Below are 20,380 nucleotides of genomic sequence, written 5' to 3' on the forward strand. Positions count from 1 at the left end.
GGCGGAAAACGTACGTCGTTGCTTGCTCATCAGACACCTCTCTCACGGCGAGGATTTTCGCCTAAATCGGTGTCCGGGATCAGTAGACCACTACACCATTGCTTGACTGCTCGCGACGCTGCTGTAGTCCATGGGGCATCGGCGATGCCTACGGCTTGGGCGATGGGAGTTGGCAGCCCAATTCTGCGGCAGCGGCAATTTCCTTAACGTGAGGCTTGGTCGCTCAGTCGGCGGTGGGGACGAGATGGGTTGAGCCCCGGATGCATAGGCGGGCTTGCATATAAAGCACCGGATAGAGGATGTTATGACTTATAGATTGTGTAAGGAGGCATGGCGCAGTGAACTGGACGGATCTCGATGTACCGAGCGCGCCTGCGGCTGAGGTTACTGCTTCCCAAGTGGTTCATGGGCCTGCCATTCCACCTCAGCAACGCATCCTTACCTATTCACCCCACCAGTGGGAAGACTTTGTCCAAGAGTGGGGGCACCACTGCCTGAAGCGAATCTACGCCCAGGTACAGCGGTTTTCTGGCGCTGGCGACATGGGTATTGATGTCGTCGGCTTTGTAGGTGAAAAGCGCCTGCAAGGCGCTTGGGACAACTATCAATGTAAACACTACGATCATGCGCTCTGGCCCGGTGATGTATGGGGCGAGTTCGGGAAGATCATTTGGTATTCCTTCAAGGGCGAATACACACCTCCACGCCACTACTATTTCGTCTCTCCATGGGGGGCAGGCACTAAGCTGAGTCGCTTGCTTGGGAACTCCGAGCGACTGCGAGAGGAGCTGATTGCGAACTGGGACAAGTCCATCAAAGACTCAATTACAAGTACCCAGGCGGTTCACCTCGATGCGGAGCTAAGCGCCTATCTGGAGTCATTCGACTTAACGATCTTTGAAGCAAAGACAGGGCTTCAACTTGTCGAAGATCACCGATCCACTCCGGCATTCTCTGCTCGTTTTGGTGGAGGATTGCCACCTCGGCCGGTAGCGGGCAAGCCCCCGGCTGCTCTGGCGTCGGTCGAAAGCCGTTATGTAACGGAGCTACTTGGCGCTTATTCAGAGCACACCAGCACACAGGTGACTGATCCTGCAGATCTCACGCAGCCGAAGCTCAAGGATCATTTTCGCCGTCAGAGGGAAGCGTTTTATGAGGCGGAGGCACTACGCGTGTTCGCACGTGACACGGTTCCGCCAGGCATTTTCGAGTCATTGCAGGATGACATCTACGACGGCGTCATTGATACCCATGACGCCACTCATGCCGACGGGTATGAAAAGGTCCGCGCGGTGACAAAAGCCGCACGTGATATGCAAATCACAGCAAATGCATTGATCAATTGCACCAACCCGAAGGACCGAGATGGCATTTGCCACCAGCTCGTCAACGAGGAGCGCTTGCGGTGGACGCAATCATGACTCCGAGACGCCCTCCTGTTACCTTCAATAGCCCCCTCGAAGCTGGAATGCGCGCAGTGGCCATCCTAGGTATGGCATACCCTCAGGCCTACGATTTACAGAGGCTTGTCGCTTTTGACTACCTACTAGTGCATACCGCTGACGTAGGAGGGCCCGACAATCTACATCCGCCAACCCCGATGCATTCCGCTGAGCTTCTGGTACGTCGGAAGCTCGTCGAGCAAGCGCTGCTGTTGATGATGACCCGTGACTTGGTAGATCGAGAGATTAGCTCCGACGGGATCAAGTATGTGGCAGGGGAAAACGCCGCCACCTTTCTTTCTGCCCTTTCATCGAACTATTTGTGCAACCTGAAAGAGCGTGCCTCTTGGCTAATTGATATGTACGGCGACTATTCGGACGAGGCATTCAAAAGGGTAATGCGACGCTTCTTCGACAAGTGGGTTGAAGAGTTTCAACAGCATGAGCGAAGCCTAGGGGGCGAGGTATGACTCCGGAATTTTCAGGTTTCCATCTGTGCTTCCTAGGATTCTTTGGGCCGAACAAGGAGCCCGCTTGCGTTTCATTCGGTGCTGGCCTGAATGTCATCTATGGCGCTTCGAATACGGGCAAATCATTCATTGTCGAAGCCATTGACTTCATGCTTGGTGGCAAACCCCCGCTGCGGGACATACCGGAGCGAGTCGGTTATGACCGCGTGTTATTGGGTCTACAGGCGATGACCGGTGAACAATTCACGCTGTGGCGCAGCATGGATGGTGGAGGCTTTCGGCTCTATGAAGGGTTGCACGAGAGCCCACCAGAGATGGAGGTCGAGTACAAGCAACTGGACGAGCAACATAGCGACCGACATGACGCAAACCTTTCAGCATTTTTGCTTAGCCTCTGTAGCCTGCAGGGTAAACGAGTACGGAAAAATTCCCGTAACGAAACCAATAGCCTGAGCTTTCGCAACATGGCTCGGTTGATGATCGTCAACGAGACCGAGATCACCCAGCAAAGCTCTCCTCTTTTTGATGGCAATCCAATCTCCAATACACCGAACTTAGCAACATTCAAGTTGCTCTTGACGGGAACGGACGATTCGGCCTTGGTTTCTAGCAGCAAGCGGGAGCCTGAGGAGCTGTCGCGCGAGGCACAGCTGCAACTGCTTGATCAGCTTCTCGATGAGTATCGTGGGCAGTTGAAGGAGCTGACCAGTAGCCCGAAAGAGCTTGAGGAGCAACTGGACAAAATCGATATCTCACTCCGCCAGCATGCTGCCCAGGTAGACACGTCCGAGGCCGAGTTTCAGGAAGCTGCCAGGAACCGGCGTGTGCTACGCAAAAAATTGGAAGATATTCGCGAGCGTCAGGCAGAAGTCACGGCAATGCTTGAGCGCTTCAGGCTTCTCGATCAGCACTATGCCTCTGATATCGAGAGGCTGCGGGCTATTGAAGAAGGAGGAACGCTGTTCAGCGTAATGGGCGTCAAGCATTGCCCCCTTTGCGGCGCAATGCCTGAGAGCCAGCATGTGGATAGTCAATGCGATGGCAACATAGGCGCAGTAGTACAGGCGGCCCATCAGGAAATTAATAAGATAGAAGTGCTACGAGCCGAGCTATCGACTACGGTGCGGGATCTTCAGCGAGAAACCAATGGTTTTGAGCGTAGGATTCAAGGGGCCATTGATGAGCTGAATGCTGTATCGGTGGCAGTGGACGATCTGATCTCACCGAGGCTATCGACTGTCCGAAAGTCGTATTCTGAGTTTGCAGATAAGCGTGCTGAAGTGCGTGAAGCACTTAGTCTGTATGCCACTGTGCAGGATATGGAGCGTCGTCGAAAAGTATTAGAGCAGGACGTGGGTAATGAAAAAGCAGACGCTGCGGCAAGCTCTGATATCCCTACAACCATTGCTCACAATTTCTCCAAGATTGTCGAGGGCATTCTGAAGGACTGGCATTTCCCAGAGGCCGGAGATGTACATTTCGACCCCAAGACACGCGACCTAGTTATTGCAGGGAAGTCGCGTAGTGCATTCGGGAAAGGGTTACGCGCCATTACCCATGCTGCGTTCACACTGGGGCTTCTAGCTTTCTGTCGCGGTCGGAAAACACCGCACACGGGATTTGTCGTCTTAGACTCCCCTTTGCTGGCCTACCGGGAGCCTGATGGTAATGAAGATGATTTGACCGGCACCGATCTTCAAGAGCAGTTCTACTCCTACTTAGTGTCGCTGCCTGAAGATAGCCAGATCATTGTGGTTGAGAACACCAATCCACCCGATTCAATAATGAAACGCGAGCAGTCTCAAATGTTCGGAAAAAATCCGCATCACGGAAGATATGGGCTTTTCCCATACACGCCCGAGCCCACGGTATAATATACCAGCTTGGCACTTAGGAAGACTCCCTGAAGGGATCGCTTGAATCGAGCTTTGAATGGTTTTTCACAGGTTTTTAAATGAGCGTAGTAGATGCGCGGTATGACAGGCTCTTCCCACGGAGAGTCATCCTCCAAGATGAAGTTGTCCTTGCGCAAGCTTGGAAGAAAACACATACATTCATACGGCAGCATAACTGGTATGCAGATACTCTGGAGCTAGATGCGTCTGCGGTTTGCTTAGCAAGCAATTTATCCGCTTGGTCCCAAGCTATAGCCGACGGAACCTATAAGACGGCGCCAGCGTGGCTAGTGCCCGCACCAAAAAATGGGCTCTGGACTTTTAAACCCACAAGTGATGGTGGTTGGGCTCCCCGGATTTCTGAAGGAGAGGACTCACCCGTCCTTCGACCGCTCGCTCACATTGGTATCCGCGAGCAAACAGTCGCCACCGCCGTCATGTTGTGCCTTGCAGACTGCATCGAGTCGGCGCAAGGTGACACGTCCCTGCCAGCCTTGGAAGCATCTGCCAGTGGAGTTTTCAGCTACGGTAATCGTCTCTTTTGCACATGGTCGAACGACCATGCTGTTGCAAATTTTTCTTGGGGAAACTCCAACACCTACAGCAGATACTTTCAGGACTATCAGCGTTTTGTGGAGCGACCTATAGCCGTTGCTACAGCAGCTGAAGATAGTGGTGCGGCGAACGTCTTTATTGTCAGTCTCGATATAAGTGCGTTTTTCGATAATATCGATGTCGAGCTTCTTGTTAAACATATGCGAGGTGCATATGAGGCGTTTGCTGCCAAAGGCGAGGAGCGGAAGCCGTCAAGCGAGTCGTTTTGGAAGGCTGCGAGAAGCGCCCTAACATTTCAGTGGCGCACTCAGGATAAGAGTCTTGCAGGCCTGTTTCGAGACGGTGTGCTTCCTGCTGGACTTCCTCAGGGACTTGTTTCCAGTGGGTTCTTCGCAAACGCATACCTGTTGGAATTTGATCGAGCTGTCGGCAACTTCATAGGAAAGCGTGCTCCACGAAAAGGCTTTCATATCCATGATTACTGCCGGTATGTCGATGATTTGCGCTTAGTTATTTCGACTGATCAGAACGACGGGGCTATAGGCGAAGCGGAGCTCAATGGGGTAGTCAGTGAGTGGATTCAGGGCCTGTTGAAGAAGCACACAACGCCTGAAGGGAAGCTCACGACTTGGCTGCGACTCAATATCGCGAAGACACAGATCGAGCGACTTGGAGAGGTTGGCGGCGACTCTCGTACAGCCGCTAGGATGAAAGCGCTCCAACAACAGCTAAGTGGGCCGTTCGATCTAGACTCATTGCGCCAAACAGAGGCAGGTCTCAATGGGCTACTGTCGCTAGCAGAGTTGGGACTGATTGAAGAGAGTGCCTCGCCTCGGCAACACGATTATCTGCGGCTGGCCTCTGTAGCAAAGACCAAGCTAGAGGTGCGTGATGACACCTTGACACGATTCTCGGCATATCGACTCGTACGTTCCCTGCGTATGCGCCGAAGTATGACCGACCTGACAGAAACCAATGAAGATGAAGCGACTAAAGATGGCCTAATACACGACTTTCAGGCAGCCGCACGACGTCTTGTCTCCGCTTGGGCTGTGAATCCATCACTGGTTCAGGTCCTACGATATGCCCTCGATTTGTACCCTAGTACCGAGCTGCTGGAGCCTGTCTCGCAGGCACTGTTGAGCAAAGTCCAAACTTCACTCACTACAACAGATTACGAAAGGCGAGTTGCCTACTACGTATTCGCTGACCTCTTCAAAGCAGGGGCGACCGAGACGGGGTGGTGGGCAGAGCAGGACATGAGCTTCAGCGTGGCGGACGTTGATGCCTATAGGGAGGCCCTTGCCGCACTGGCAGCGCAGGTGCTGGAGCTTTCCGATGTTCCGTGGTATGTGCAGCAACAGGGCAGCTTGCTGCTGGCTGCGCTACGGAAGCCAACCATTGCTAGCCTTCGGGGATCTGAACTACGTTTCCACCGCGTATTGCAGAGCTTTGTCAGCTCACCCTCATCCGGACAGGAGATGTCTACGGAAGAGGATCTTGTGATCTCGTTGGTTGGGCATCAGCTGCTACGAGATGTACCCCACTATATAAGTTGGTTCCAGCGCTTCTGTGTAGGGAAAGAAAAACCCTTTATTTCTCACGCTTGGAAGGTCATAGCTGAAACATCTCCCGATCTATTTGCTGAAATCAGCGTATCTAAACGCGCTGGCATGCCAAACCTAGCTGCATGTGCACCGAAGTATCTGGCCAAATATTCCGCTGCGAAGTGGGTAGATGGCTTTACCCCTCTTCCTGCGCGGAAATGGCTGCCTTTGATAGCTGTCACCACGCATCCTACTGGGCCATTCAGCCAAGAAAATGCACTACTTAAACTGGCGCTCGCGCTAGGTCAGGCAAGGAGTGTAAAAGAGTTCGATCCAGAGTTGCTGACACCGCTGAACGTCCAAGTGAGAAGCGATAACTGGGAAAAGCTCAACGACCCTAGATTTACAGAAATAGAGGTGCGCGCAGTTCCGACATCCAAGGCTCGGGATAGGGCTTATGAAACGCCGTCGTGGTGTATGGAGAACGATGCCTGGATGTACGCGTTTGGACGGCTGCTGCGGTCTGCGGCGACAGGCGAAGCCGATTTCACGGCACGTCACTGGCTTGCCCGGGAAGATGTAGGTTGGTATCGGGGGCTACGGAGCACTTGGCATAAGCGCCGTACGGGCATGTTGCATACGGCCGAGGCGCTCCGTGGCACTGCTGCCGCCATCACGCCATGGTTTTCTTCTCTACTCTTATTGCTGCTCCGATGGCCCGGTATCGCAGAAGACGAGAGCTCCGCAGTGGCGGAAATAAGAACTCGCCGTGACTTTAAAAGAGTGGTCAGGGCGCGACTAGAAGCCCAGGCACAGATATATGGCAGCAGCAGTAATCTACCGATTTACCGATACCCTATCGAATGGCCACTGAAGTCGGAGCGAGGACTTCGTGTTGCAATGGTGCAAGGCCTAATGCCTCTGCACGATCATTTCTCCCTTGGGCTAGATGGATTTGAAGCTCCGGGGTATAGGGAAAAGCACCGTAACCACACGGCAGCGCTTTTGCATTTAGCAATCAAGCATTTGGCTGCAAGAGACTATGTCTTAGGACTCTCAGAAAAACCGCATTTTGACTTGGTAGTATTTCCCGAGCTAACCATACATGTGGATGACCAAGACCTCATGCGAGCATTCTCGGACGCAACTGGTGCGATGCTCTTCTATGGTCTTCTCGGGGCGAGGGAGCCTGGCACTAATAACCCCATCAACACGGCCCGTTGGTTAGTTCCCCAAAGACGCTCTGGGCGGAGATCATGGGTAGAGGTCGATCAGGGTAAATATCACCTCACGCCTGAGGAGCAGGGGCTTGGTATTAGCTCTTGGCGTCCATACCAAGTGGTGATTGAGTTGTTAGATCCTGCAGATGCGTCTGCGATGCCCTATAGGCTGACGGGCTCGATCTGTTTTGATGCTACAGATCTCGCACTTGCTGCTGATCTCAGAGATGAGAGTCATATGTACGTTGTTGCAGCGATGAACAAAGACGTGAAAACGTTCGACGGAATGGTTGCCGCGTTGCGTTACCACATGTACCAGCACGTCCTCATTGCGAATATCGGCGAGTTTGGCGGCTCGACTGCTCAAGCACCGTATGACAAGGAACACCGACGGCTGATTTCCCATTCCCACGGCTCCGAGCAGCTAGCGATCTCAGTTTTTGATGTGCGTATGGAGGATTTCGGGCCCGAGCTCGAAGCAGCCAAGCCTGGTTCGTCGGTGACCAAGACGGTGAGCGAGCGGATTGGCAAAGCCCCCCCAGCTGGCTTGAAGCGGTGAGCTGTTGAGCAGCCGCTCACGGCGAATGTGCAGGGTGCAGTCAGCAGGGCGTGCAAGTTTTTCCGGCGCAAGACGCCAGAAAAAACCAGCAGGTCGTATTAAATCCCCCGGCCCCAACACCTGTAGGCGCTGCACCAACTTGAACGCTGTGCCGGAACAACCTGACACCCTGAACCGAAAAAGTCTGAACACCCTGCTGGGGGAATTGATACAGCGACTAAGCAGCCGCTCGCACTCATTTGTAGCGAGGTGTAAATACTTTGATTGGAATCGAGAGATAAGTAAGAGGCCCCTATCAAATTAAGATAGAGGCCTGTTCTATTAAGGGCTGATGTGGGCTATCAGCTATATTTATTCTTCTGAATCATCAACGCATTTTAAGAGTACGGACTTCCCTTGGGCAAAATCCTCAGCGTCCTTCAATGAGCTTGCGATGAAGAACGAATGACTAAGCTCTGTTCCGTCCGAGGGCGGCGATGAATCCAGATCTGAAGGTGGAGGGTTGTATATGGATCTTACCTTTCGAGTTCCTAAGCATTTCTGCTTAGCGGGGCTTCCTTGGTAAGTGCAGTCTCCTGCGCTATCAATAATCTGCATCGTGGATTTTATTTTTTCTTGAAGCTCAACCTCAGAGTGCGCCTCGAATAGGTAGTAGTCCTCATAAATTGGATACTCTTCTTGGGGGGGGGCCAAGAGCTCTATTGTTGATGCAATGCTAACAACGAACCAAGTCATTATTGGAACCTATTTTTGCCGTCGCAGTTAAAGCGCTTCATCGCTTGCTTGATTTTCTGTCTCTCTACTGCGTTCCTCTCATTCTGATAGAGGTTTCTTAAGTACTCGCAAGGGTTGCAGTTTTTCCCTTGAGCCAGAACATCTCGAACATACTCATTATCAATGTTTTGCTTTCCGCCTTTTGCCATTTCAGATGGCGCTTCCGGCGCAATAGGCCCAGTGTAGTCAGGGTTATGCCAGTCAGGTATGACGCCATAGTTATCTCCACCTTGCGAGTCTTGGCCAGCAGGATTCCCCAAGCTGTTAATAATCATTGCGCCGCCGACAATTACCGCCCCCACTACAAGCGCTTCTACTATCGCGATGCTTTCTCCGGTGGGGTCAATATACCGGAGAGGGTTTCCCATTACATACCCATAGGTATTCAAACCACCTCTGAGTCCAATAGGGTCACTCTCGACGTAGCGCCCTGTCTGTGGGTCGTAATCGCGGAAGTAGTTGTAGTGCAGCCCGCTCTCCGCATCGTAGTACTGCCCGGAGAAGCGCAGGTTGACCTGGGTGCTGCCCTGGCTCAGCGCTTCGCCGCGGCCGAAGGCGTCGGACTGCCACTGCCAGGCGATCTGGCCGCTGGCATCGGTGGCCAGGCGCGGGGTGTCGAGGTGGTCGCCATGGAGGTAGAGCAGGGTCGGGTTGCCGACCTTGCCCTGGGCGTCGTAGTCGGCGTCGATGGTGGCCAGCGGCAGGCTGTCCAGCCACAGGTAGTACTGGGCTCGCAGTTTCCGGCCGCTACCGTCGTGTTCGGCTTCGCCGAGCAATTGGCCGTCGGGGCCGTAGAGGTAGGTGGTGATGCTTTCGGGGGTGAGCTTGACGATGCGCTGGCCGAGGGCGTTGTAGCGGTATTCGGCGACCTGCTGGCCGTCGAGGCTGACGCTTTGCAGGCGGCCCTGGGCGTCGTAGGCCAGTTTGCGTGCGGGGCGGTCCTGGGTGAGGTTGCCGGCGGCGTCGCTGGTCACCGCTTGCGCGCCGATGGCGGTCAATCGGTTGCTGTCGGGCGCGTACTGGTAGTCCTGGCTGCTGGCGGTGCCGCCTGAGGCGGGGTTGTCGCTGCGTTGGGTGCGGTTGCCGACCGCGTCGTAGGCATAGCTGCGCCCGCCCTGGACGCCGCTTTCCTCGGTCAGGCGGTCCAGCGGGTCGTACTGGTAGTCCAGGGTGCCCCAGAGGCTGTGGCGGTGCTGCTGGATATTGCCATTGGCATCGTGCTGGTAGTCGCTCTGCCAGGGGCCGACCTTCTGCCGCAGCAGTTGGTAGTCCTGGTCGTACTCGCGGCTGAGAGTGATGCCGTTGCCCCAGGTCAGGCGCTGCAGCGGGCCGAAGGGCAGGTAGGCGATCTGCCCGACCAGGGGGCTCGGCGCCTTGTCGCCTACTGCCAGGGTCACGCTGGCGACCTGGCCGCCGGCGTTGCGCGGGTAGCCGATGGCGAGGCCGGAGGGGTAGCCGATCTCCAGCAGTTGGTTGGCCGCGTCGTAGCGGTAGGTCACGCGGTCGAGCAGGGCCTGCTGGTCGAGGCGGATGCTGCGTACCTGCTCGACCAGGTTGCCGCGCTCGTCGTAGCGGTACACCAGGCTGTCGCGGGCACCTTCGATGGCGCCCAGGCGGCCGATGCCTTTGTTGCCGTCGGCGGTGAGGTCGTAGCGGTACTGTACGTCGAGGCTCGGGTCGCTCGGCGAGTGGCGCTCGATCAGGCGATTGAGGGCGTCGTAGCGATACTCGGTGACCGCACCGCGAGCGTCGGTGCGGCGGATGACGTTGCCGGCGGCGTCGTGCTCGAAGGTGGTGGTGCCGCTGTCCGGGCTGACCAGTCGGGTCAGGTTGCCGAGGCCGTCGTATTCGTAGCGGGTGGTGACGCCGCGCGGGTCCTTGACCTCGGTGAGGTTGTCCTGGGCGTCGTAGGCGAGTTGGGTCTTGCCGCCGAGAGGATCGCTCTGGCCGACCAGCCGGTCGAGGGCGTCGAAGGCCTGGCTGTGGGCGAACTGGCGCGGGTTGGTTTCGCCGACCGGATTGTCGTTGAGGTCGTAGGCGAAGCTGCGTGTCTGGCCGCCGGCGCCGACCGCACGGAGCAGCCGGCCAAGCTCGTCGTAGGCCCATTGCTGCTGGCGCACCAGGCTGCCGCTGGCGTCCTTGATGCGCTGGGCGGTGCGATTGCCCTTGGTGTCGACGTCGTATTCGAGGCGTTCGCCGAGGTTGTTGCCGATCGCCACCAGGCGCCGTGCGTCGTCGTATTCGTAGCTCAGCCAACTGCCGTCGCCACGGGTGACGCGGGTGATCTGGCCGACCGCGTCGTAGTCGAAGCGGGTGGTGCTGCCGGCGGTGCTGACGGAGGCCAGCCAGCCGTCGACGCCGGTGTAGGCGAGGCTGCTGGTGACGCCGTTGGCATCGGTGATGCTGCCGGGCTTGCCGCGCTCGTCATAGTCGCCGAGGCGGGTGACCTGGCCGAGGGCGTTGGTCACCTGGGTCAGGTTGCCGCGACTGTCGTAGGCATAGAGGGTGACGTCCTGCACATCGGTGCGCGGACCGTCGGCGCGCTCGATCAGGCCGAGGGCGTTGTAGCTGTAGCTCCAGGCGCGCTCGGCCGCCTGCGCGGGCAGGGCGGGCAGGGCGAGGGCGCAGGCCAGGGCGAGGGCGCCGAGGCGGGGAAAGTATGGGGGGATGCGCATGGGTGTCGTCCTTGTCAGCGGGTGGTGACGGTCTCGCCGGTCTTGCGTCCCTCGGCGTCGTACTGGTAGCGGGTGATCCGGCCGGGCTCGCTGACCTGCACCGGGAGGAACAGGGTCGGGTGCCAGTCGGTTGTGATGGTGCGCGCCTGCGCAGTGCCGGCGGCCTCGGTGCGCGAGGTCTCCAGGCCACGGGCGTTGTACTGGTAGGTGGTCAGGTTGCCGTTGTTGTCGCGTTTGCTGGTGAGCAGGCCCTGGTCATCGTAGGTGAAGGTGGAATTGCTGCTGGGGCAGTTGGGCGAGGGTTCGCCTTCGATAGACGTTATGTATTTTATACCTTGGATAAATTGAAAGTGATATGTTGTTTTTCTGCCGTACGGATTGACTATTGTCATGGAGTTATTGGTGATGTCTGATATTTGTGTCTTATCTATGCCTGATGCACGCTCTATCTCGAACAAGTAGTTGTTTCTGTATGTCCAAAGTGCCTCCTTTATATTGTCTCTTGCTGTTACGCTGCTTAGCTTCCATTTTGGGGAGGTCTGCGCATAGTCAAAGGTGGTGAGGGAGGCATTGTTGTTGTCTATTTTTCGAAGGTTTAAAGAGTTGTCATATATAAACTTGATTTTTTTGATTTCAGATTCAATTAAAAGCGGTTGAAGTCTAGTGTCTTGGGTGATCGTAGTGGTGAATTTTGTCTTGGAGGAAACTATCAGTTTATTGTTTGGTGATTGAGTGACTGTGTACTCTACTTTGTTGATTTTTTTGCTTATTAGTTTTCCATTTTTATCGAACTCAAGTCGATTGTTTTCTATGGAGTCGTAAATGTATCCTGTTTCTGTCTTTGTCAGGGTTTCAGGATGCTTATGGAGGGAGGGGAAAGTTGCCGTCCTACCGTCGCTGAGCGAGATATATGTATTTCCTTGGATACTAATTAGAAAATCAGAGAAATTATGTCTCCATAAATTATTTTTGCCGTCATAGTGTACACTGATAGGCGGGGATCTGGGGTCTGCTGGCACTGTATATGTATAATCTGGCTCACCAGTATAGATATTGTAAATACTGGGGCTGGCGCATGAGTCTGTTTTTGGAGGAACTCCCTCTAGACATGATCCATTGATAAAATTAGGGTGCTGGCAGCTGGATAGGTTGTACAGGACAGGTCCTGGTAGGTATTGGTTTGTGAAGACTTGGCCTGTGGGTACTGTCTCTGTGTAGTGGCATTTCGAGTAGAGCACAGATCCTGCAGGATATACTTCGGTATATATATATTGATATTTATAACCTAAAGGTGCGTTGTCTTGCTTCTTTTGTACTGCTTTTTCGCAGTGAGGGACAGGGTTTGTGGTGCATTTGCTAGGGTCTCCAGGGCCGCCTGCTGTAGTCCAGCAAAAAATTTCTGAGTCAGAGGAGAATGCAAAGTTATGTTGAGTGATTAAAAAGAGCATGCTTATTGTTGTGATAGGATGTTCTTTAAGTTTCAACATGAGAACTCCTTGCTGAATATATAAAGGCTAAATCTTCCAGCTCCATGGTTTGGTGTGATGGAGCGTCGGTTGAAAGGTAACTCTCTAGTTCGTTGTAACCGCCTCTCCGGTCTTGCGTCCCTCGGCGTCGTACTGGTAGCGGGTGATCCGGCCGGGCTCGCTGACCTGCACCGGGAGGAACAGGGTCGGGTGCCAGTCGGTTTTGATGGTGCGCGCCTGCGCAGTGCCGGCGGCCTCGGTGCGCGAGGTCTCCAGGCCACGGGCGTTGTACTGGTAGGTGGTCAGGTTGCCGTTGTTGTCGCGTTTGCTGGTGAGCAGACCCTGGTCATCGTAGGTGAAGGTGGAATTGCTGCTGGGGCAGTTGGGCGAGGGTTCGCCTTCGATGGCGACGATGCGCTTGATACCCTGGATCACCTGGAAGCGGTAGGTGGCCTGCTTGCCGTATTCGTTGGTGACGGTGGTGGAGCCGTCATCGTTGTAGGCGAGGGTGACCTTTTCGGCGCCGTTGGCGTGTTCGCTGGAGATGGCGCGGCCTTGGTCGTCGTAGGTCCAGGTGGCGTAGCGGGCCCCATTTTCATCTGTTATTCCGGTTAACAGACGGGGGTTTTGACTATTTTCGTAATGGTAGTCTTTTTCCGATTTGAAACCGGAGGCATTAGTTGTTCTTTTAGTTAGGCTTCCGTTTTGATTGTAGGTTAGGTCTACTTTTGTGCTTGATGTTTCCAAGGATTTGGCTTTTCCATATTCGTCGAGAAGGATTTCGACTTTTTCTTGGCTCTTTGTCCTTGCTGTCAGGAGATTTCCTTTCCGCTCTAGAACGATGGGAGAGGAGTGGTGGTGTTTTATCTTCTCAGGCTCTTCGTCCTTGAAGGTTACTTCTTTATGCTTTTGGGTGTAAGTAAGTTGGTTATTCTTTTCTGATAGTATTCCTTGGGTCGGAGTTTTAGGGGTGAATGATCCGGATTCGATCTTGTATTCCAGTTCCTCGCCACTGGGGCTTGCTATTCTTATTGTTGTGGTGTCTTTTAGAACTCTATAGTCTAGTGAGGTCTTCCATTCTGTATCTATGGAGTTATAAAGCAGTAGTATGGGGAACGGTTCTGTTATTAGTGCTTCTTCATATTTTTTTGTACCATACGCCACTATAATAGGGTTTCCTATCGTGGAGTTAGGCGCGTTGCATGTATTGGAAGGAGGCGATGTTTTTCCCGCGGGTCCTCCATTTTTTTCACATGCCCCGGTTGCATGTGAGTACGTATCTAATGGTGAGCAATCCCCTCTTCTATAAAGACGTAATTTTCCGTAACTCTCAGTTCCTGCAGATGGGCCGCTAATGTATATATAGTCAAATCTGCAGTCGCGAGTTTTACTTGAGACGTATTTTGTCCTGATTTCCGTAATTGCTATCTGGCCACCGGCCCCAGGCCTTTCATAAGAATCCCTTTTGCGCTGTTCTGCATAGTAATTACATAATTCGCTAGGGGTTTTTATTTTTTTGTCTTCAGTGCCAACACCATACCAGTAAATTTCCGCCGTTGCGGCTTGAGAGATAGATAGGAATGCAAGGAGTTGCAAGGTTTTCAGTTTGAATTGCATGGTTCGAAGTAATTTCTCAGGGTTATGCGTTGAGTATCTGATAAACAAGATGAACATCCTCCGGCTCCAACCGATACAACTCCTCATCCGGCTCCATGCACAGCCGGCATCCGAGTCTCGTATAAAAATCCACCGTGTTCTGCGACGGCGTAGCCGAAACGTAGAGCGCGCTGGCGCCTAGGTGGCGGGCCTGGGTGGCGGCGAGGTGGAAGAGGTGGGCGCCGAGGCCGCGGCGGCGGTAGGCGTGGCTGAGGTGGAGGAACTTCAGTTGCAGCCAGTCGCGCTCGGGGCCGAGGCGGCGTGGGTCGAGGACTACCGCGCCGATCAGGCGGCCCTGGTCGAACAGGCCGAGGAACCAGCCGCCGCGGTCGAAGCAGTCGAGCAGGATCGGCGTGTAGTGCTCGGCCTCGCCCTCCGGCCAGCCGCGCATGTCGTAGAACTCGGGGCGCAGCACCAGTTGGCCGGCCTCGACGGAATACAGGTGTTCGATCACTTCGCTGCGGTCGATCTCCCAGACCAGGGGGATTTCGTCGCGGCGCAGCAGGCGTTCTTCGGTCATCGTGGTTTCCTTGCGCTGAGGCCGTACATCAGCGGCAGGCGCGGACGATCGGCGGGCGGCAGCATGCGTCCGCCGCCGCCGTCGCGCATGCCGTCGAAGCCGGCCCAGCCGTTGGCGTAGGGGTATTCCTCCAGCCGTTCGAGTTGCAGGCCGGCGCCGAGCAGGGCGCCGATCACATCGGCCAGGCCCCACTGGAACTCGTAGCTGGGATGAGGGTTGCTGAAGTTCTCGACGCCGGCGCGGTAGCCGGAGGGCGCCAGGCTGGCGCCGGACTCGGCGACATAGTCGCTGACGCCGCTCTCGGCGATCGGCTCGCGGCTGAAGTAGTCGTAGGCCGGTTGCCAGTGTGGGTCGAAGTACAGGGCGAAAGGGTGGAACTCCACCAGGACGAAGCGCCCGCCGGGAACCAGTACCTGGGCGATGCCGTCGGCCCAGCGCTTGAGGTCGGAGAGCCAGACCAGCGTGCCGTAGGAGGCGAAGACCCGTTCGAAGCGTTCGCCGCGGGTGGCGGCGACGGGCAGCCAGCGGAGGATGTCGTCGCGCTGGAAGTCGGCGGCGATGCCGCTGTCACGGGACAGCTGGCGGGCGAAGTCGATGGCGCTGTCGGCGATGTCGACCCCGGTGACGCGGGCGCCAAGGCGCGCCAGGCTCAGGCTGTCCTGTCCGGCGTTGCATTGCAGATGCAGCAGGCGCAGGCCGTCGAGATGGCCGAGCAGTTGCAGTTCCTCGGGATAGAGCGTGGAACCGCCGTTGCGGAAGAAGGCGGCCTGGTCGGCCTTGTGGCTGTTGTGCGCCCGGGTGGCGGCGTTCCACGACAGCCGGTTGGCCTCGTGCAGGTCGGATCGCATGGTTCGACTCCTTCCCTGGAGTGTGCCACCGCGCGGATGGCGGGTCCGGGGGGTTACATGTCCTTGATGCTGCGCACCTGGTCCTTGTTGACGCGGGTGCGCTTGCCGTCCAGTTGCTCCAGTTCGTAGAAGCCGGAACTACGATCATAGCGCGGGGTATCCACCGCCTGGATCTCGCGGCCATCGTTGAGGGTGACGATGGTCGGGGTGGAGCAGCCGGCCAGGACGGCGAATGCGGACGAGAGCAACAGGGCGGGCAGCAGACGGGAGGTCATCGGAATTTTCCTTCGGACGGTTTTCGAGGCGGCGGATTCTACTCCAGTCGCGGCGCAACCGCTCTAGCCTGGATCACAGCGGCAAATTTCCGCTGCGATCGTACGTCTCTTCCGGTGAACCGCCCGGATGGCGGCGCCTATTCGAAGGGAGATTCCATGTCTGCCGTTTCCACCTCGTTGTTGCTTTTCCTCAACCTGCTGACCCCGGCCCAGGCCGCCCAGCCCGTGCCGCTGGCCGATGGCCGCATCGAGATCGCTGCCGGCGAGAGCCGCCAGCGCTACCTCGACCTTGCCCCCGGCGAGTTGCAGTTGCTCGACCTGGAGGTCGACCGCGGCCGCGTCCGCCTGCGCGCCACCACGCCCGACGGCAAGGCGTTGCGCGCGACGGAGCTGGCCGGACGCCAGTCGCTCGGTCTGCAGGCCGGCGAGCGCCAGGGCCTGCGCCTGACCTTCAGCGCCGACGAAGACACCGCACTGACCCTGACCCCCACCCAGCGCCTCACCCCGCAGACCCCGGCGCTTGATTCGCCGGCGCCGCAGAGCCCGACCCTGCAACGCCTGCAGGCGGAGCTTGCGGAAAAGCGCCCCGGCGCGCTGAAGGCGTTCTGGAAGCAGGTGGCGAAGCAGGGCACGCCGCTGGTGGAGCCGCTGGATGCCGAACGTGTGCTGGTCACCTTCCTCTGGCGCCAGCAGCGTCCCGGCGACGTGCGCCTGCTGTGGCCGACCCCGGAGGTCAACACCCGCCGCTTCGAGGCCCTGGCCGGCAGCGACGTGCGCTACCTGAGCCTGCCGCTGCGCCGCGACGCGCGGGTTTCCTACCAGCTCAGCGCCGACCTGCCGGACCTGCAACAGGCCGATCGCGGCACCTTGCGCCTGGCGTTGCAGGCGGCGGCGCGGCCGGACCCGCTGAGCCGTACGCCGTGGCTCAACAGCCGCGCGCTGCCGCGGGCCGAGCAGGCCTCGCTGGTGCAGCTCGGCGGTGCCCCTGCCGAGACCTGGGACCAGCCGCGCAAGGACGTGCCGCGCGGCAAGGTGGAGCGCCTCGGCTATACCAGCCAGGCCCTGGCCAACCAGCGCCAGCTGACGTTCTACACGCCGCCGGGCTACGACCCAGAGGGCCAGCGCTATCCGCTGCTGGTGCTGTTCGACGAGGACCACTACGCGCGCGACGTACCGACCCCGACCATCCTCGACAACCTGATCGCCGCCGGGCGCATCCGCCCGACCCTGGCAGTGATTGTCGGCAATGTCGACGCCAGCAGCCGGGGCCGCGAGCTGCCCTGCAACGAGGCCTTCGCCGACATGCTCGCCCACGAGCTGCTGCCCTGGTTGCAGCAGCGCTATGCATTGAGCGAGGAGCCTGCCGATCGCGTGCTTTCCGGTTCCAGCTACGGCGGGCTGGCCTCGGGCTGCATCGCCTACCGTTATCCGGAACGCTTCGGCAAGGTGCTGAGCCTGTCCGGCTCGTTCTGGTGGGGGCCGGACGAGCAGCAGCCGCAGTGGCTGGTACGGCAGTTTGCCGCTGGCGAGCGTTTGCCGCTGACGTTCTTCCTCAGTTCCGGCCTGCTCGAGGAGCCCGAGGCGGACGGCATTCTCGGCAGCAACCGCAGCCTGCGCGCGGCGCTGCAAGGCAAGAGCTACCCGCTGCACTACCGCGAGTTCCCCGGCGGTCACGACTACGCGGCGTGGAGCCTGGAGCTTGCCGAAGGGTTGCAGGCCTTGTTGCCGGCGCATTGAGCCGGCTGGCTGGCGTGGGGCGGATAGCCGCTTGCGGTTATCCGCCGGGCCGCGGCCTGGAGGTGGGGGAAGGCTGTCCGGAGCGTATTCGCGATGCCCACCGCGTTGCGGAATCGGAAAAAATCGTCCAGGGCCATTTGCCAGCGTCGGCGGATAGGGGACAATCGGCGTTCGCCTCAATCGAACGACAAGGATGTTCTCGATGCGCCGACTCTTGCGCCCGGTATTCTGCGCCGCGCTCTTCTGCCTGTACCCAGCGCTGGTCCAGGCTGCCGCCGAAAGCGAAATCCTCGGCCTGTTCCAGCGCTGGCAGGCCGCCCACGGGCAACGCAGCGGCAAGGCCCTGGAAGGGGTCTATGCGCCGCGCCTGGACTACTATGGCCGCGCGCAGACGCGCGAGCGCACCCTCTCCGCCAAGCAGGCCTTCTTCGCCCGCCATCCCGACTTCGAGCAGCGCATCGTCGCTGCGCCGCAGATCGTGCCGGGCGACCAGGAAGGCCGCTACGAGGTGCGCTTCGTCAAGCAGGTACGCCTCGACGGACGCCTGCGCAACTATCCGGGGCTGCTCCTGGCCGAGCGCGCCGGGCCGGGCGATACCTGGCGCTTCGTCGGCGAGAGCGACGAGATCACCCGCTACGCCGTCGACCCGCGGTACACCCCGCTGGCTCGCGGCCGCTTCGCCGGTACCGAGGCGGATTTCGCCTGGGTAGTGGCCCACGCGCCGAACAGCGCCGCCTTGTGCGACGAATACGAGGATTGCCGCTGCGACCTCTGGAGCGCCGACGCGCGCGTCCCGCCGAAGCCGCTGGGCAGTTGCACCGGCGCGGTGCTCACCGTCCTCGGCGACCTCGACGACAGCGGCCGCGAGCGCCTGCAACTGCTGCGTACCTGGTGGACCAGCACCTGGACCAAGTCGTCGCTGCTGGAAATCCGCGACGGCCAGTGGGTGCGGATGCTGCCGGACATCTCCACCACCTGGGACGATGCCGAGGCCGAGCTGGTGCTGTACAAGGCCGACCCGCAGCAGCCGGGCCGAGTGCTGGTGACCGAAACCGTGATGGACGACGAGGGCGACTGGAGCCACCGCACCCGCAGCGAGGCGCTGCGCCCCGTACCCTGACGCCGGCCCCTTGGGCTGGGCGGCGCCAGGCCGTACAATCGACGGCTTTATGGCGAGCGTCGCCGCAGTCCAGGTTCCCGCATGCGCATCCACGTCTCCTTCATCGACCGTGTCGGCATCACCCAGGAGGTGCTGGCGCTGCTGGGCGGGCGCAACCTGAACCTGGACGCGGTGGAAATGGTGCCGCCGAACGTCTACATCGACGCGCCGACCCTCAGTCCCGAAGTGCTGGAGGAACTGCGCGCAGCGCTGCTGGGCATCCGTGGCGTGCAGGCGATGACCGTGGTCGACATCCTTCCCGGCCAGCGCCGCCGCTTGCAGCTCGATGCGTTGCTGGCGGCGATGGCCGATCCGGTGCTGGCGGTGGACGGCAAGGGCCTGGTGCTGCTGGCCAACCCGGCCTTCAGCGAGCGCTGCGGACGCGACCCGGCCGGCGAGCGGCTGGCCAGCCTGTTCGACGATGAAACCCTGGAGGATGCGCTGGTCGAGCAGGGCTTCCGCCTGCCGCTGCGCGAAGTGACATTCATGGGCCAGGCCCTGCTGCTCGATGCCACGCCGATCACCGAAGGGCCGGGCGAGGGCGAGCGGCACCTGGCCGGCGGCCTGTTGACCCTCTACGAACCGAACCGCATCGGCGAGCGCCTGGCGGCCTTGCACCATGACCATGCCGAGGGGTTCGAGATGCTCCTCGGCGATTCCCAGCCGATCCGCACCCTGAAGACCCGTGCGCAGCGCGTGGCGGCGCTCGACGCGCCGCTGCTGATCCACGGCGAGACCGGTACCGGCAAGGAACTGGTGGCGCGCGGCTGCCATGCCCTGAGTGCGCGGCACAACTCGCCGTTCCTGGCGCTGAACTGCGCGGCGTTGCCGGAGAACCTGGCCGAAAGCGAGCTGTTCGGCTACGCCCCCGGCGCCTTCACCGGCGCCCAGCGCGGCGGCAAGCCGGGCCTGCTGGAGCTGGCCCACCAGGGCACGGTGTTCCTCGACGAGATCGGCGAGATGTCCCCCTATCTGCAAGCCAAGCTGCTGCGCTTCCTCAGCGACGGCAGCTTCCGCCGGGTCGGCGGCGACCGCGAGGTGAGGGTCGACGTGCGGATCCTCAGCGCCACCCACCGCAACCTGGAGAAGATGGTCGCCGAGGGCAGCTTCCGCGAGGACCTGTTCTACCGCCTCAACGTGCTCAGCCTGGAAGTCCCGCCGCTGCGCGAGCGCGGCCACGACATCCTGCTGCTGGCGCGGCACTTCATGCAGCAGGCCTGTGCGCAGATCCAGCGCCCGGTGTGCCGGCTGGCGCCGGGCACCTACCCGGCGCTGCTGAGCAACCGCTGGCCGGGCAACGTGCGCCAGTTGCAGAACGTGATCTTCCGTGCCGCTGCGATCTGCGAGAGCAGCCTGGTGGATATCGGCGACCTGGAGATCGCCGGCACCGCCGTGGCGCGGCAGAACGACGGCGAGGTGGGCAGCCTGGAGGAGGCGGTGGAGGGCTTCGAGAAAGCCCTGCTGGAGAAGCTCTACGTCAGCTATCCATCGACCCGCCAGTTGGCGGCGCGCCTGCAGACCTCGCACACCGCCATCGCCCACCGCCTGCGCAAGTACGGCATCGGCCCGCGCGCCTGAAGCG

The 20,380-nt window shown here is 58.7% G+C and carries 11 protein-coding genes and 2 pseudogenes; 7 read left to right on the forward strand and 6 right to left on the reverse strand.

Annotated features, from left to right (window positions below; translation table 11 throughout):
- Positions 1 to 338: 338 nt before the first annotated feature.
- The 4 genes from FHW81_RS15795 (at position 339) to FHW81_RS15810 (ending at position 7,688) form a co-directional block, all read left to right on the forward strand.
- Positions 339 to 1,421: an ABC-three component system protein gene (locus FHW81_RS15795; protein WP_031690548.1), complete on the forward strand. Its 1,083-nt coding sequence runs from the start codon at positions 339 to 341 to the stop codon at positions 1,419 to 1,421.
- Complete coding sequence (locus tag FHW81_RS15800) at positions 1,406 to 1,912, forward strand: ABC-three component system middle component 2 (protein WP_087851428.1); 507 nt, start codon at positions 1,406 to 1,408, stop codon at positions 1,910 to 1,912. Before FHW81_RS15795 ends, FHW81_RS15800 begins: the two co-directional genes overlap by 16 nt.
- Positions 1,909 to 3,786 carry an AAA family ATPase gene (locus FHW81_RS15805; RefSeq protein ID WP_106120644.1) on the forward strand — a complete coding sequence of 626 codons (1,878 nt, stop codon included), beginning with the start codon at positions 1,909 to 1,911 and terminating at the stop codon, positions 3,784 to 3,786. Before FHW81_RS15800 ends, FHW81_RS15805 begins: the two co-directional genes overlap by 4 nt.
- A gap of 80 nt (positions 3,787 to 3,866) precedes the next feature.
- Positions 3,867 to 7,688 carry an RNA-directed DNA polymerase gene (locus FHW81_RS15810; RefSeq protein WP_124132388.1) on the forward strand — a complete coding sequence of 1,274 codons (3,822 nt, stop codon included), beginning with the start codon at positions 3,867 to 3,869 and terminating at the stop codon, positions 7,686 to 7,688.
- Between the two features lie 734 nt (positions 7,689 to 8,422).
- On the opposite strand, the gene FHW81_RS15815 is transcribed toward FHW81_RS15810, so the two are convergent.
- The 6 genes and pseudogenes from FHW81_RS15815 to FHW81_RS15840 form a co-directional block, all read right to left on the reverse strand.
- The gene (locus FHW81_RS15815) at positions 8,423 to 11,137 is read right to left on the reverse strand and encodes an RHS repeat domain-containing protein (protein ID WP_106120645.1); all 2,715 of its coding nucleotides are present in this window, start codon (positions 11,135 to 11,137) and stop codon (positions 8,423 to 8,425) included.
- A 14-nt stretch (positions 11,138 to 11,151) separates the two neighbouring features.
- Positions 11,152 to 11,526, reverse strand: a pseudogene (locus tag FHW81_RS15820) (RHS repeat domain-containing protein); the annotation flags it as partial.
- A 1,182-nt stretch (positions 11,527 to 12,708) separates the two neighbouring features.
- Positions 12,709 to 13,221: pseudogene (locus FHW81_RS15825) on the reverse strand (RHS repeat protein); the annotation flags it as partial.
- 1,021 nt (positions 13,222 to 14,242) lie between these two features.
- Positions 14,243 to 14,779 carry a GNAT family N-acetyltransferase gene (locus FHW81_RS15830; protein WP_023911094.1) on the reverse strand — a complete coding sequence of 179 codons (537 nt, stop codon included), beginning with the start codon at positions 14,777 to 14,779 and terminating at the stop codon, positions 14,243 to 14,245.
- The gene (locus FHW81_RS15835) at positions 14,776 to 15,627 is read right to left on the reverse strand and encodes a class I SAM-dependent methyltransferase (protein ID WP_003089732.1); all 852 of its coding nucleotides are present in this window, start codon (positions 15,625 to 15,627) and stop codon (positions 14,776 to 14,778) included. The genes FHW81_RS15830 and FHW81_RS15835 overlap by 4 nt, the downstream gene beginning before the upstream one ends.
- A 53-nt stretch (positions 15,628 to 15,680) precedes the next feature.
- Complete coding sequence (locus FHW81_RS15840) at positions 15,681 to 15,902, reverse strand: YgdI/YgdR family lipoprotein (protein WP_003089729.1); 222 nt, start codon at positions 15,900 to 15,902, stop codon at positions 15,681 to 15,683.
- A gap of 156 nt (positions 15,903 to 16,058) precedes the next feature.
- Here FHW81_RS15840 and FHW81_RS15845 point away from each other — a divergent pair, with 156 nt between their 5' ends.
- From FHW81_RS15845 to FHW81_RS15855, 3 genes are all read left to right on the forward strand, one after another.
- On the forward strand, positions 16,059 to 17,639 hold the full coding sequence (locus FHW81_RS15845; protein ID WP_106120646.1) for an alpha/beta hydrolase: 1,581 nt from the start codon (positions 16,059 to 16,061) through the stop codon (positions 17,637 to 17,639).
- Between the two features lie 202 nt (positions 17,640 to 17,841).
- Positions 17,842 to 18,759: a hypothetical protein gene (locus FHW81_RS15850; protein ID WP_058198039.1), complete on the forward strand. Its 918-nt coding sequence runs from the start codon at positions 17,842 to 17,844 to the stop codon at positions 18,757 to 18,759.
- An 81-nt stretch (positions 18,760 to 18,840) separates the two neighbouring features.
- On the forward strand, positions 18,841 to 20,376 hold the full coding sequence (locus tag FHW81_RS15855; protein WP_003105794.1) for a sigma-54-dependent transcriptional regulator: 1,536 nt from the start codon (positions 18,841 to 18,843) through the stop codon (positions 20,374 to 20,376).
- Positions 20,377 to 20,380: the final 4 nt, after the last annotated feature.

It is taken from the genome of Pseudomonas sp. RC10-4-2, from assembly GCF_050433085.1.
GTDB lineage: Bacteria > Pseudomonadota > Gammaproteobacteria > Pseudomonadales > Pseudomonadaceae > Pseudomonas > Pseudomonas aeruginosa.